Annotated in this window: 17 protein-coding genes; 12 read left to right on the top strand and 5 right to left on the bottom strand. The window is 66.1% G+C overall.

Annotated elements, in window-relative coordinates:
• Positions 1 to 63 precede the first annotated feature (63 nt).
• The 7 genes from AC0L4C_RS07530 (at position 64) to AC0L4C_RS07500 (ending at position 3,755) form a co-directional block, all read left to right on the top strand.
• Positions 64 to 960: a LysR family transcriptional regulator gene (locus tag AC0L4C_RS07530; protein ID WP_473403007.1), complete on the top strand. Its 897-nt coding sequence runs from the start codon at positions 64 to 66 to the stop codon at positions 958 to 960.
• A complete protein-coding gene (locus tag AC0L4C_RS07525; protein WP_473403005.1) occupies positions 957 to 1,148 on the top strand; it encodes a twin transmembrane helix small protein in 192 nt (63 codons plus the stop codon). Before AC0L4C_RS07530 ends, AC0L4C_RS07525 begins: the two co-directional genes overlap by 4 nt.
• Positions 1,149 to 1,190: 42 nt before the next feature.
• Positions 1,191 to 1,799: a cob(I)yrinic acid a,c-diamide adenosyltransferase gene (locus AC0L4C_RS07520; protein WP_473403004.1), complete on the top strand. Its 609-nt coding sequence runs from the start codon at positions 1,191 to 1,193 to the stop codon at positions 1,797 to 1,799.
• Positions 1,800 to 2,483, top strand: coding sequence for a rhomboid family intramembrane serine protease (locus tag AC0L4C_RS07515; RefSeq protein ID WP_473403003.1), 684 nt, complete (start codon positions 1,800 to 1,802; stop codon positions 2,481 to 2,483).
• A gap of 59 nt (positions 2,484 to 2,542) precedes the next feature.
• Positions 2,543 to 2,734 carry a hypothetical protein gene (locus tag AC0L4C_RS07510; protein WP_473403002.1) on the top strand — a complete coding sequence of 64 codons (192 nt, stop codon included), beginning with the start codon at positions 2,543 to 2,545 and terminating at the stop codon, positions 2,732 to 2,734.
• A 24-nt stretch (positions 2,735 to 2,758) separates the two neighbouring features.
• Positions 2,759 to 3,013 carry a hypothetical protein gene (locus AC0L4C_RS07505; protein ID WP_473403001.1) on the top strand — a complete coding sequence of 85 codons (255 nt, stop codon included), beginning with the start codon at positions 2,759 to 2,761 and terminating at the stop codon, positions 3,011 to 3,013.
• A 136-nt stretch (positions 3,014 to 3,149) separates the two neighbouring features.
• Positions 3,150 to 3,755, top strand: a complete 606-nt coding sequence (locus AC0L4C_RS07500) for a sugar O-acetyltransferase (RefSeq protein WP_473403000.1) — start codon at positions 3,150 to 3,152, stop codon at positions 3,753 to 3,755.
• On the opposite strand, the gene AC0L4C_RS07495 is transcribed toward AC0L4C_RS07500, so the two are convergent.
• On the bottom strand, positions 3,745 to 4,635 hold the full coding sequence (locus tag AC0L4C_RS07495; protein WP_473402999.1) for a PfkB family carbohydrate kinase: 891 nt from the start codon (positions 4,633 to 4,635) through the stop codon (positions 3,745 to 3,747). The genes AC0L4C_RS07500 and AC0L4C_RS07495 overlap by 11 nt on opposite strands.
• 144 nt (positions 4,636 to 4,779) lie before the next feature.
• Entirely contained in the window at positions 4,780 to 5,433 is a 654-nt protein-coding gene (locus AC0L4C_RS07490; RefSeq protein ID WP_473402998.1) for a TlpA disulfide reductase family protein, read from the bottom strand.
• Between the two features lie 21 nt (positions 5,434 to 5,454).
• Here AC0L4C_RS07490 and argH point away from each other — a divergent pair, with 21 nt between their 5' ends.
• The 3 genes from argH to AC0L4C_RS07475 all read left to right on the top strand — a co-directional run bounded on the left by argH (position 5,455) and on the right by AC0L4C_RS07475 (position 8,463).
• Positions 5,455 to 6,897, top strand: a complete 1,443-nt coding sequence (argH, locus tag AC0L4C_RS07485) for an argininosuccinate lyase (protein WP_473402996.1) — start codon at positions 5,455 to 5,457, stop codon at positions 6,895 to 6,897.
• Between the two features lie 118 nt (positions 6,898 to 7,015).
• A complete protein-coding gene (locus AC0L4C_RS07480; protein ID WP_473402995.1) occupies positions 7,016 to 7,753 on the top strand; it encodes a gamma-glutamylcyclotransferase in 738 nt (245 codons plus the stop codon).
• The gene (locus tag AC0L4C_RS07475; RefSeq protein WP_473402994.1) at positions 7,750 to 8,463 is read left to right on the top strand and encodes a gamma-glutamylcyclotransferase; all 714 of its coding nucleotides are present in this window, start codon (positions 7,750 to 7,752) and stop codon (positions 8,461 to 8,463) included. The genes AC0L4C_RS07480 and AC0L4C_RS07475 overlap by 4 nt, the downstream gene beginning before the upstream one ends.
• Here the strand turns inward: AC0L4C_RS07475 and lysA are convergent, their stop codons facing one another.
• The 3 genes from lysA to AC0L4C_RS07460 all read right to left on the bottom strand — a co-directional run bounded on the left by lysA (position 8,464) and on the right by AC0L4C_RS07460 (position 11,239).
• Entirely contained in the window at positions 8,464 to 9,714 is a 1,251-nt protein-coding gene (lysA, locus tag AC0L4C_RS07470; RefSeq protein ID WP_473402993.1) for a diaminopimelate decarboxylase, read from the bottom strand.
• Between the two features lie 80 nt (positions 9,715 to 9,794).
• Positions 9,795 to 10,205 carry a response regulator gene (locus AC0L4C_RS07465; protein WP_473402992.1) on the bottom strand — a complete coding sequence of 137 codons (411 nt, stop codon included), beginning with the start codon at positions 10,203 to 10,205 and terminating at the stop codon, positions 9,795 to 9,797.
• Positions 10,205 to 11,239: an MJ0042-type zinc finger domain-containing protein gene (locus tag AC0L4C_RS07460; RefSeq protein ID WP_473402991.1), complete on the bottom strand. Its 1,035-nt coding sequence runs from the start codon at positions 11,237 to 11,239 to the stop codon at positions 10,205 to 10,207. Before AC0L4C_RS07460 ends, AC0L4C_RS07465 begins: the two co-directional genes overlap by 1 nt.
• Positions 11,240 to 11,372: 133 nt before the next feature.
• On the opposite strand from AC0L4C_RS07460, the gene ftsE reads away from it, so the two are divergent.
• Both ftsE and AC0L4C_RS07450 read left to right on the top strand, forming a co-directional pair.
• Positions 11,373 to 12,032, top strand: coding sequence for a cell division ATP-binding protein FtsE (gene ftsE, locus AC0L4C_RS07455; protein ID WP_473403475.1), 660 nt, complete (start codon positions 11,373 to 11,375; stop codon positions 12,030 to 12,032).
• The gene (locus AC0L4C_RS07450; protein WP_473402990.1) at positions 12,025 to 12,960 is read left to right on the top strand and encodes a cell division protein FtsX; all 936 of its coding nucleotides are present in this window, start codon (positions 12,025 to 12,027) and stop codon (positions 12,958 to 12,960) included. Before ftsE ends, AC0L4C_RS07450 begins: the two co-directional genes overlap by 8 nt.
• Positions 12,961 to 13,012 lie beyond the last annotated feature (52 nt).

Genomic DNA, 13,012 nt, shown 5'->3' with positions numbered 1-13,012 from the left:
CGTATATCGATTGCGGAAAATCGTTCGAGTGATATACGAAAATGAATATCAAGGATGAACTGCATGACAGAGCCCGACTGGAGTCACTGGCGCAGCTTCGCCGCGGTGGTCGAGCACGGCTCGCTGTCGGGCGCCGCGCGGCATTTGGGCATGACGCAGCCGACCATGGGCCGCCATATCGAGGAACTGGAGCGCACCCTGGGGGTGACGCTCTTCGAGCGGACACTGCAGGGGTTGAAGCCAACCGAGACCGGCCTGCGACTGTTCGAGCCGGTCGAGGGCGCGCAGCGCGCCCTCTCGGAGGCGGCCCTCATGGCGGCCGGGTCGCAGGAGGATCTGACCGGATCGGTGCGGATCACCTCCAGCAATGTCACCTGCCACTACGTGCTGCCCGGGATGCTGGCCGACCTGCGGCAGAGCTTTCCGGGCATCGCCATTGAGCTGGTCTCCTCGGATTCGGCAGAGAATCTGCTGCTGCGCGAAGCCGATATCGCGCTGCGCATGTTCAGGCCGCGACAACTTGACCTGATTGCCCGGAAACTCGGCGACATTCCTCTCGTTGCTACTGCCCATGAGAGCTACATCGCCCGCCGTGGGCGCCCCACCAAGCCCGAGCATCTGCGCGATCACGACCTCATCGGCTTTGACCGCTCCGATCTCTTCATCTCCAGCGCCCGCCAGATGGGCTACGAGATGAGCCGCGAAGACTTTGTGTTGCGGACCGACAGCCAGACCGCCATCTGGGAACTGGCCAAGGCCGGCCTCGGCGTCACCTTCGCCCAGGGCGGGCTGGTCCGCGACACGCCCGGCATGGTGCATCTGTTGCAGGGATTCGCTCCGCCGCCGCTGGAAGTCTGGCTCACCACCCACCGGGAACTGTTCACCAGCCGCCGCATTCGTGCCATCTATGACCGATTGGGCGAGGACTTTACCCGCTACCTCGCAAGGATATCCGCATGAACATCACTGCCATCGTCTCGATCATCGCCGTGGCGGTCGTCGCCGTCATTCTCTTCATGGGCCTCTGGAACATGTTCAAGGGCGGCGATGGCAACCGTAGCCAGATGCTGATGCGCGCACGCGTCATCGCCCAGGCCGTGGCCCTTCTCGTTATTCTCGGCGCACTTTTCTTTTTTGGGCGGGGATAGCGTGGTAGGGGGACGCTGACGTTTCATCGCCCGGGGACACAATTGGTCAAGCTCAACAAGATTTATACCAAGACCGGTGACAACGGCACGACCGGACTGGTGCGCGGCCCGCGGCGCATGAAGTTCGATCTGCGCGTCGAGTGCTTCGGCACCATCGACGAGGCCAACAGTTTCATCGGCATGGCGCGGCTCTCGACCGGTTCGATGCCCAAGCTCGACCGCATGCTGTCGCGCATCCAGAACGACCTCTTCGACCTCGGGTCGGATCTGGCGACCCCGGGCGCTGACCCGGAAGGCGTCACCTCGCTGCGCATCACGCCCGTGCAGGTCGATTGGGTCGAGGCACAGATCGATCAGTACAATGAAGCGCTGCCGCCGCTGACCAGCTTCGTGCTGCCCGGCGGCACGCCCCTGTCGGCGGCGCTGCACGTGGTTCGCACCGTCGTCCGCCGGGCCGAACGGCTGGTGGTGGAACTGGTCAACAAGGAATCCGACATCAATTCCAATGCCATGACCTACCTCAACCGCCTGTCGGACCTGATGTTCGTGATGGCGCGCGTGGCCAACGCCAACGGCAGCTCCGACGTCCTCTGGACCCCCGGCAAGCACACCGAGCAGCGCAGCATTTCATCCCCGTCGCCGCAGGACTAGATGTTCATCCCGCTCCACGATCAGAACCCCATCCGTCACATCACTTTCCCCTATGTGACCTATGGGCTGATCGCGGTGAACGTCATCGTCTTCCTGTTCCAGCTCACGCATCAGCCCGAGCAGGCCTTCAACGAGTTCGCGGTGACCTTTGCGGCCGTGCCGCCCAGCGCCTGGCTCGGCCCGGTGCTTGACCGCATCCCCGGCCTGCCCGACGAGATCACCCTGGCAACCTATGCCTTCCTGCATGCCGACTGGCTGCACCTCCTGAGCAACATGCTGTTTCTCTGGGTGTTCGGCGACAATATCGAGGACGCGCTCGGCCACGCCAAGTTTCTCCTCTTCTATCTCGCATGTGCCGCGCTGGCCGCCCTCACCTTCTTTGCCTTCGCCGATACCGGCTGGCTGATCGGCGCTTCAGGCGCGGTTGCCGGCGTCATGGGCGCCTACATCGTCCTCTACCCGCATGCCAGGGTCTACGTGCTGTTCCGCATCGTCATCCCCATTCCGCTGCCGGTGCCGGCGCTCTGGATGCTGGGCGTCTGGGTGGCAACGCAGGTGTTCTACCTGGTGATCGGCGATGCCAGCCCCGTCGCCTGGTGGGCGCATCTGGGTGGCGTCGTTGCCGGCGCGATTCTCTGCATTCCGCTCCGCCGCCGCGACGTGCCGCTGTTCGGCGGCCGATAGCTGCAATTTAACCAAATCCGCGAAACCTTCGTTTAGACGCGGCGCGTATCTTGCGGATCATGGAAACAGATCTTTCGACACAGCTGACCGCATTGCAGGGCGCGAGAACCCACGTCTCCCCGCAGATCGCCATGGTCAAGGCCAACCAGCAGGCCGACGCGGCCATGGCCCAGGCCGTCGACGACATCGCCCAGTCCGCCCCGCCGCCGGCGCCTCCCGGCCAGGGCACACGGGTCGACAAGACCGCCTGATCACCCGATCGCAGGAGACGTGCCGTGATTGCCGATCTCTCGATCCACCGCATGGCCTTCCGGGAAGCCGAAACGCTCGGCATGGCCCAGGCACTGGTGGCCCGGAAGCGGCAGGAACTCGAGCTGCGCGTGGCCCGCGAGACCGTGACCAAGGGTCCCGAGGCAGCCAACGCCACCATCGATCAGGCCCTCAAGGACATGGAGGAGCGCAGCTCCGAGCTGCAGCGCAGGCTCCACCCCGACGACACGTCCGGTGCCGTGGTCAACAAGACCGTCTGAAAATCGTCACCACTCTGAACGCCGACTGAACGGTTGCGGCCCGCTGCGCCGCGACCGCGAAATAATCGACTTGCGGCACGCCCGATGATCGGTCATTTGCGCCCACTGCGAGGGGCGCAGACGAGGAGTGTTCATCATGTCCAGCCGAACTGGATACGACAGGATGCGCGCCGGCGAGCCCTATGCGAACCCCGACTGGGACCTGATCGCCCGCCAGGCGGCCGCACGCGACAAACTCAACCGCTACAACGCTGCTCCCATGGCGGACATGGAAGCGCGCGGCGCCATGCTCAAGCAGATGCTGGGCAGCGCCGGCCGGGCCTTCGTGCTCTCTCCCGTCACCTGGGAATATGGCGAGCACATCCATCTCGGCGACGCGGTCTTTGTCAATTTCGAGTGCATCTTCCTTGATGGCGCCGATATCCGCATTGGCGACGGCACGGTTGTGGCGCCGCGCGTGCAGTTTCTGACTGCCGGCCACCCGGTCGATCCCATGGAACGGACCATCTTCGACCCGTTGACCGGAGAACGCACCGGCGGCATCGGCCTCAACAAGCCCATCACCGTCGGTCGCGACTGCTGGATCGGCGCCGGCGCCATCATCGTGGGCGGCGTGAGCATCGGCGACGGCACGACGATCGGCGCAGGCAGCGTGGTGACGAGGGATATTCCGCCCGGCGTCGTCGCCGCCGGCAATCCGTGCCGCGTCATCCGCACGCTGGGAGTGACTGCTAGCGCCTGAGGAGCGCCTCGACCTCGGCGCGTGTCGGAGCGCCGAGCCGGCCGCCGAACCGCGTGCATTTGATCGCCGCGGCGGCCGAGGCAAAGGCGATCACCTGCTCCATCGCAAAACCCTCGACGAGCCCGAAGGCAAAGGCGCCGTGGAACACGTCGCCGGCGGCGAGCGTATCCACCGGCTGGATCTGCGGCGCCGGGGTGTGGCGCACGGTGCCGCCTTCACCCCACCAGCAGCCCTGCTCGCCGGCCGTGACCGCCACAAAGCCCGGATGGCCGGACGACAGCCGCTCGGCCGAGAGCAGCGGCGTCGTCCCGCCGGTCACCAGCGCAGCGCCACCCTCGGAGGCGACCACGTGACTGGCGAGACCGACCAGGCGCTCGATCACCTCGCGCGGCCCCACATCGGCATCGAGAATGCCGGGAACGCCCGCCGCCCGCGCCGCCTTCAGCGCCAGCGCGGCCGCCCCGGGCCAGCGCACATCCGTCATGACCGCGGCAAACCCGGTGAGATCCGGCGCCGCCTCGGGCGCTGCCATCAGATCGGCATCGTATTTCGGCACGATGGTGCGCTCGCCCGCCAGATCCATGAAAATGGTCGAAAAGCCCGAGCGCGCGCCGGCAACCCGCCGCACCCGGCTGACATCGACGCCCTCGCCGGCAATCTGCTCGACCAGCCGATCGCCGATGGCATCGTCGCCGGCCGAGGCCCAGAGCGCGACCTGTCCGCCCAGCCGCGCGATGGTTGCCGCCTGCGCCGCGGCCATGCCTTCGGCCACTTCCACCGCGTCGAGCGGAATGAACTTGCCCGGCCCGCGCGGCAGCGCCTCGAGCCGGAAGATGGTGTCCATCGTCAGTGCACCGACGCAGAGGATTTTGAAGGTCATGAGTACGCCGGATCGACTCCCCTCCCCCTTGAGGGGAGGGGGTGGGGGTCCATCAGTGACCAAACGAACCACCTCCACCCTCGATCCCTCCCCTCAAGGGGGAGGGAAGGTCGACTGGGAAGTCGGCGCAAACGTCTGGACATCTCAGAGCGCAAGAAATGTCTCGATCAGCTTGTGACCGTCGGGGGTGTCCCACTCGGCGGGACCCTGCAGCACTGCCAGCTCACAACCGTTCTCGTCGACCAGCACGGACGCCGGCAGGCCGGCCGAGACCGCCGAGGTCTTGAGGCGCTCGATGATCGAAAAACCTGTCGGATCGGCGTAGAGCGGCAGGTGTTCCCAGTTGCCGGAAGCGAGGAAGCTGGCTGCCTTGCCCTCCTGGGTGTCGCCGGTATTGACCGGCAGTACCATAAACTGGTCCGAGTTATATTGCGCGGCCAACGCATTGAGCGCCGGCATTTCCTCGCGGCACGGGATGCACCAGCTGGCCCAGAAATTGACCAGCAGCTTCCTGCCGGCAAAGTCGGCGACGGTCAGGTCCTGGCCGGCGTCATCCTTGAGCGCCATGTCGGCGTAGGACCGCCCCTGTCCGGTGCCGTTGACGGCGGCCAACTCGCCCAGCGCCGCCGCATCGAGCTTCTGCGCCGCCTCGAGGTTGGGCGGGCAAGAGGCCGCCTGGCTCGAATTATTGCCAAGCCAAAGGGTAATCGCTAAGGCTATCGCCGCACAGATAAGGGCAATGATCACCACGCGCCGCGGCTGCAATCTTGGGGGCTGCGGGGTCGGCTGGTCGGTCATTGCAGGTTCCACGGAGTTCTGATGAGCAATCGCATGTGGGGTGGACGGTTTTCCTCCGGCCCCGACGCCATCATGGAAGAGATCAACGCTTCCATCGGTTTTGACCATCGGCTCTACCGGCAGGACATTGCCGGGTCAATTGCGCACGCCCGCATGCTGGCGGCCAGCGGCATTTTGACCGAGGGCGACCGCGACGCGATCGTCAAGGGTCTGGGCGATGTTCTCGCCGAGATCGAGTCACAGAAATTCACGTTCTCGCGTTCGCTCGAAGACATTCACATGAATGTCGAGAGCCGATTGAAAGAACTGATCGGCGATGCCGCCGGCCGCCTGCATACGGCGCGCAGCCGCAACGACCAGGTAGCGACCGACTTCCGCCTCTACGTGCGCGACGCCATCGATACCATCGCCGCCCAGATCAAGGCGCTGCAGATCGCCCTCGTCGACCGCGCCGAGCGCGAGGCCGAGACCATCATGCCCGGCTTCACCCACCTGCAGAACGCCCAGCCGGTGACCTTCGGCCACCATCTGCTGGCCTATGTCGAGATGCTGGGCCGCGATGCCGGCCGCTTTGCCGATGCGCGCAAGCGGCTCAACGAGAACCCGCTCGGCTCTGCCGCTCTCGCCGGCACTCCCTACCCCATCGATCGCGACGCCACGAGCGCAGCGCTCGGCTTTGATCGCCCCACCGCCAACTCGCTCGACGCCGTCTCCGACCGCGACTTCGTGCTCGAGACGCTGGCCGCAGCCAGCCTCTGCGCCGTGCATCTCAGCCGTTTTTCCGAAGAGCTGGTGATCTGGTCCTCGGCGCAGTTCAACTTCGTCAGGCTCTCCGACAAGTTCAGCACCGGCTCCTCGATCATGCCGCAGAAGCGCAATCCCGACGCCGCCGAACTGGTGCGCGCCAAGATCGGCCGCATCCTCGGCGCGCTGACCTCGCTGCTGGTGGTCATGAAGGGCCTGCCGCTCGCCTATTCCAAGGACATGCAGGAAGACAAGGAAGTCGCCTTCGACGCCCTCAATTCGCTCAGCCTGTCGCTCGCCGCCATGACCGGCATGGTCGGCGATCTGGTTGCCAATCGCGACCGCATGCATGCTTCGGCTGCCGCCGGGTTCTCGACCGCCACCGATCTCGCGGACTGGCTGGTGCGCGAGGCCAACATTCCCTTCCGCGACGCCCATCACATCACCGGCCAGGTGGTGGCGCTGGCCGAGCAGAAGGGCTGCGGCCTCGACGGGCTGACCATCGAGGACTTCAAGACCATCGACGAGCGCATCGACAGCCGCATCCACAAGGTGCTCAGCGTCGAGGCTTCGGTCGCCAGCCGCAAATCCTACGGCGGCACGGCTCCGGAAAACGTGCTGGCCCAGGCCGCCCGCTGGAAGGAACTGCTGACCGGCGAAAAGACCGAGCCCCGCAAGGTCAGAAAGCCCGGCGGCCATGGCGAGGGCGCGACGGAGTAGGCGCCGCCACGCTCCTGCCTTCCGCCCCGATCTGCCGCCTCTGCGCGCAGACCCGCCATGCACGCGGCTGTGTCAGAAACGGCTTGAACCGGCGCGCTCGTGGACGCAGGTTTATCGTATGACAAAGATGCGAGCCGGACCAGTGTCGAGGACCATGCGCCTCAGCCAACGCCATGTCGATTTGCTGCAGCGGGAGATTCCTGATCCCGGCCCGCAGCTGATCGACGGCTTTCGTCCCGCCACCGACGAGGACTTCGCCGGCATCGTCGACCAGATGCAGCGCACCCGCCCGGAAGGACCGTTCTGGCTGTTTGCCTATGGCTCGCTGATCTGGCGTCCGGAAACCGCCTTTGTCGACAAGCGGGTCGCCACGGCCCGCGGCTGGCACCGCCGCTTCTGCCTGGGCTGGGACCATCGCTATCGCGGCAGCCCGGAGACCCCCGGGCTGATGATGGCGCTCGATCGCGGCGGCCAGTGCAAGGGCGTCATCTACCAGCTGCCCGAGGCAGAGCTTGAGGCCGAACTGCACAAGCTCATCCGGCGCGAGATGAGCATGGTGCCCTCGGCTTTTCCGTGGCGCTGGATCGATGTGGTCACCGACGACGGGCCGTTGCGCGTCCTGACATTTGCCATGGACCGGCAATCCCCGCGCTATATCGGCGGACTTTCGGACGACGAGCTGGCGGGCATCCTCGCCACCGCCTGCGGCTTCCGCGGCTCGATGGTCGAATATCTGTTTTCCACAGTCTCCATTCTCGACAGCATGGGCATTCGCGACCGCAATCTCTGGAAGTTGCAGGCCCTGGTCGCCGAAAAGGTCGAGGCCGCTCACGCCAAGCCGGATGCCGTGGCATGAGCAAGCGCCAGATGCGGCTGACGCCGCGCCACGTCGCCTATCTGCAGCCCACCGAAATCAGCGAGGTGCTGCCGCCGCCACCCGAGGGCATGGTCGCGGCCACCGAAGACGATCATCGCCGCTCCATCGCAGAATTCTTCGGCGACAGCGCCGACCACGACGAGACCTGGATCTTTGCCTATGGCTCGCTGATCTGGAAACCGGCCTGCGACTTCGTCGAAATGCGCATCGGCCTGCTGCATGGCTGGCACCGCGCCTTCTGCCTCGGCTGGAACAACCGCCACCGCGGCAGCCCGGAGCGGCCCGGCCTGATGCTGGCGCTCGACCGTGGCGGCGCCTGCAAGGGCGCGCTCTACCGGCTGCCGCCCGACCGGCGCGACGAAAGCCTGATCAAGCTCTTCGAGCGCGAGATGGGCTGGCGGCCGAGCCCGTTTCCGCCCCGCATGGTGACGGTGCGGACCGGTGAACGGACCATCCGCGCCCTCACCTTCTGCATCGATCGCAATTCGGGACGCTATGTCTCGGGGCTGTCGGACGAGCGGATCGCCGACGTGCTGGCGACGGCGGTGGGCACCCGCGGCTCGATGGCCGAATATCTCTTTGCTACGGTGGCGCACCTGGAGGAGATGGGCATCCACGACCCGCATCTCTGGCGCCTGCAGCACCTCGTCGCCGACCGCATCGAGGCGGCCTACGAAGCGGCGGAATGATCAGGCTTCGAGCGCCAGCAGTTCGTCGATCGTCTGTCGTCGGCGGATGACGCGCAGCGCGCCCTCGTCGAGCAGCATTTCGGGCGCCAGCGGCCGCGAATTGTAGTTCGACGACATGCTGGCCCCGTAGGCGCCGGCATCGCGGATCAGCGCCAGGTCGCCGACCTTGGGCATCGGCAGGTCGCGGAACTCGATATAGCCGCCGTCGGCCTGGGTGAAGACGTCGCCGGATTCGCAGAGCGGTCCGGCGACCGCCACCGGCGCCACCGCTCCCGAGACCGGCTCGCCCTCACGCGTGACGAAGCCGATATCGTGATGGCTGCCGTACATTGCCGGGCGCGCCAGATCACTAAATCCCGCATCGACGACGACGAAGTGGTTGTTGGCGACCTTCTTGACGGCGCGCACTTCGGCGACCAGCAGGCCGGCATTGGCGACGAGGAAGCGGCCGGGCTCCAGTTCGAGCCGCAGTGGGCCGCCGGCAATCGCCTCGGCCTGCTTGCGCGCCTTGTCCCAGGCCGAATGGTATTCCTCGATGTCGATCTCCGGGTCGCCATCCCGATAAGGCACCGAAAGGCCGCCACCGGCCGAGATGGCGTGCAGCGGCCGGTTGGCCCGCCGCACCGCGTCGACCATGCTGTCGCACACCCGGTGCAGGTGCTGATAGTCGACGCCCGAGCCGATATGCATGTGCAGGCCGACCAGATCGAGCTCGAATTCGTCGACAATGCGCAAGCTATCCTCGAGATCGTCATGCCAGATGCCGTGCTTGCTCGATGGGCCACCGGTATTGGTCTTGCGGCTGTGGCCGTGGCCGAAGCCCGGATTGATGCGCAGCCAGACCGGATGCCCCGCCTTCGCCGCGCCGACCTGTCGCAGCATGTCGGGCGAGCCGCAATTGACCGGGATGCCGAGTTCCAGCACCCGGGCCAGCGTCGCCTGATCGATGATGTCGGCGGTAAAGACGATCTCGTGGTCCGGCGTCCCCGGCCGGTAGCCGGCCCGCAGCGCCCGCTCGATCTCGCCCAGCGAGACCGCGTCGACCATCACCCCCATGCCGCGCAGCAGCCCCAGGATATGGGTGTTGCTGTTGGCTTTCTGCGCATAGCGGACGCAATCGAACGACTTGAGCTGCGCCACGCGCGCGCGGATCATCGCCGCGTCATAGAGCCAGACCGGCGTTCCGACTTCGCCCGCCGCCTGCAGTGCGGCTTGGATCAGATGCAGAGGCAGGACGCTGGGTCGGGTCACGGCGGGTTTCCGGCTGGCAGGTTACCGCCGCTCTGTAAACCACAACAGCCCGCCCGCAAAGCCACCGCCGCGGTTGATCGTTACTGCTGCATCGCCTGCCGGGCGAGGGAGATGACCTCGACCGGGCGGCCTTCGAGCGCATCTTCGACCTTTGCCATCAGCGCCTGCAGCGTGAAGGGCTTGGGGATGACGTCATAGATCAGGGCGTCGAGCCCGTGCGCCCGTTCGCGCTGATCGGCAAAGCCGGTCATCAGCACGATGGTCAGGTCCGGCCAGGTCGACGCCACATTGAGCGCCAGCGCGATGCCGTCCATCACCGGCATCTTGATGTCGGAGAGCAGCAGATCGAAGGCCCCGGCCTCGTCCTGCAGGATTTCCGCCGCCAGTCCGCCGTCTTCGGCCTCGGTCACCTCGTGGCCGGCATGGGCGAGTGCGCGGGCAACGAACTGCCGCACATTGTCGTCATCTTCGGCAATCAGGATTTTGGCCATCAGTGCGCGGACTCCTTTGAGTGTGCCGGCGAGGGTTCTGCGAGGGCGTCGGAGGGCAGCGCCACACTGGCAGACTGCGATGCCGGCGTCACGCCTTGCGACTGCCCCTGCCCGTTGGCAAAGCTCAGCCGCACCCTGGCGGCGCCCTGCGGCGGGGATGTGATCTGGGTATGGAAGTCGATCGCCTCGCCCGGCCCGAGCGAGGGCTCGGTCGGTGCGACGCTCCATTCATAGAGGCGTGCGCCTTCGGCATCGAGCAGCGTCACCACCACGGGGGGCATCTTGACCTTCTTGCCGGCCACCGAATAGACGCGCGCGTTCACTTCCATGACTTCGGCGCCGGCATGCAGCGCCCGCAGCGTGGTGACATCGCGGAACTCGAGGCCGACCACATTGACCTTCAGACCCAGCGCCGCATAGGCGCCGGCCAGGTCGGGGAAGATCAGCACGATATTGGAGCGGAAGGTGAAGCCGGAGACCAGCAGCAGCGCCAGTGTGGCAAGGCCGACGACGCGCAGGGTGCGGCGCACCCGCGCCATCGGCAATTGCCGCGTCAGCTGCAGCTGCCGCTTGCTGAACGCCTTCTGCAGCTTCCGAACCGCCGCCGATGGCGGTTTTTTCACCTCGGGCTCGGGCTCGCGCGGCTTGGGCGCGATGGCTGCCGTGACGTCCTCGGCGAGCACATCGGCCAGCGCACCATTATCGAGCGCCGCTGCCGCTTCGGCCGCCGCTTTCTGCTCGGCGTCGAACTGGGCGTCGAGTTCAGCCTCGGCATCGGCGTCGAACATCCGGTCGTCGTCGGTGCTCCGGGCTGTGGACGGTACCTCGACCTTGGGCGGCGGCGGCTTGGCCACCGGCTCGATGATCTTTTCCGCGAACGCCTGCCAGGTCTTGCTGCAATGCGCGCACTGCACCTGCCGGCCCTTGGGGCCCACAGTGTCACCCGGCACCTGATACCGTGTGGTACAGTGCGGGCAGACAATGACAACGGTCTTGCTTTGCGGTGACGCCATGGCCGCATCGTAGCGCTCCACGGTTAAGAACCCTCAAATTCCCCCGTGGTCCGAATTCTGCTGCATTCGCCTGAAAAGCCCGCGCCACCGGGTCGCGGCACAAGCGGGCCGGCTGAGGTATGATGCCCAAACTGATTCGGAGACAATGACGAGCGTGATCGAGTTCACCAATGTCGGCCTGCGGTATGGCCACGGCCCCGAAATCCTGAAGGACCTGACGTTCCGCATCCAGCCGGGCTCGTTTCATTTCCTGACCGGTCCGTCGGGGTCGGGCAAGACCTCGCTGCTCAAGCTGCTGCTGCTGTCGCTCAAGCCAAGTCGCGGCGAGGTCAAGCTTTTCGGCCGCGACGTCAGCGCGCTCGACCAGGATTCGCTGCTGCAGATGCGCCGTCATATCGGCATCGTCTTCCAGGAATTCCGCCTGCTCGACCACCTCACCACGTTTGAGAACGTTGCCCTGCCGCTGCGCGTCCTCGGCCAGCCCGAGAGCGCCTATCGCGGCAATGTCAGCGAACTGCTCGAATGGGTCGGGCTGGGCGAGCGCATGGATGCGCATCCGCCGCTGCTGTCGGGCGGCGAGAAGCAGCGGGCCGCCATCGCTCGCGCCGTCATCGGCCGCCCCGACATCCTGCTCGCCGACGAACCGACCGGCAATGTCGATCCCGAGCTGTCGCTGCGGCTGGTTCGGCTGTTTGCCGAGCTCAACAAGATGGGCACCACCATCATCCTGGCCACCCACGAACTGCCGCTGCTCGACAGCTTCCCCTTCCCCCGTATCCAGCTCGACGACGGGCAGGTCGTGTTCCGTGACTGATGCCACCCCCGACATTGCGGCCGCGCCGACGCGCAACCGTACCGCCCCCATCGTCCCCGAACGCTCGGTAGCCGGCCGTACGCTGGTGCTGCTGATCGCCATCATGACCTTCCTCTCCGGCGTGACGCTGGGCGGAGTCGTGCTGGTGCAGAAATCGGCGATTGCCTGGTCGTCCGATGTCGGGCGCGAAGTCACCATCCAGATCCGCCCGATGGAGGGCGAGGTGATGGACTCCAACCTGCGCACCGCCGTTGCCCTCGCCGAGCAGACTCCTGGCGTCTCCAGCGCCCATGCCCTCACCATTGAGGAAAGCCAGAAACTGCTCGAACCCTGGCTCGGCAGCGGCCTCGACCTCTCGGCGATCGAGATCCCGCGGCTGGTGGTGGTGCAACTGGGCGACCCGGGCGAGGCCGATATCGACAAGCTCGAGCGCGACCTGCTCACCGTCAAGGGCGCCAGCCTCGACCGTCACGCCGCCTGGCGGCAGCAGCTCAACGCCATGGCTGGCACCATCGTCGTCTCCGGACTGCTGGTGCTGACGCTGATCGTCATCGCCACCGTGCTGGCGATCATCTTTGCCACCCGCGGCACCATGGCCTCGAACCGCGAGATCGTCGATGTGCTGCACTTCATCGGCGCCTCCAACAGCTTCATTGCCGGCGAATTCCAGGGCCGCTTCCTCTCCATCGGCTTCCGCGGCGGCATTGTCGGCGGGCTGGGAGCGATCCTCTTTTTCGTGCTGGTGTCGCTGACCGCCGGCAGTGTCATGCCGGCCGAATCCAACCAGCAGCTCGGCATCCTGTTCGGACGCTTCGCACTCGGTGTCGACGGCATTATCGGCATTGCCGCCGTGGTACCGGTGATTGCAGCGCTCACCGCCATCACCTCGCGGCTCACAGTGCGCCGCTTCCTGACCCAGACCTCGTAGCACCCGCTTGCGCCCGACCTTTGCGCCATGCACTCTCACCCCGAGGGAGTTC

This window comes from Devosia sp. J20-27, assembly GCF_055808595.1.
Note: the sequence above shows the minus strand (reverse complement) of the source record. Positions and strands in the feature narration are given on the sequence as shown.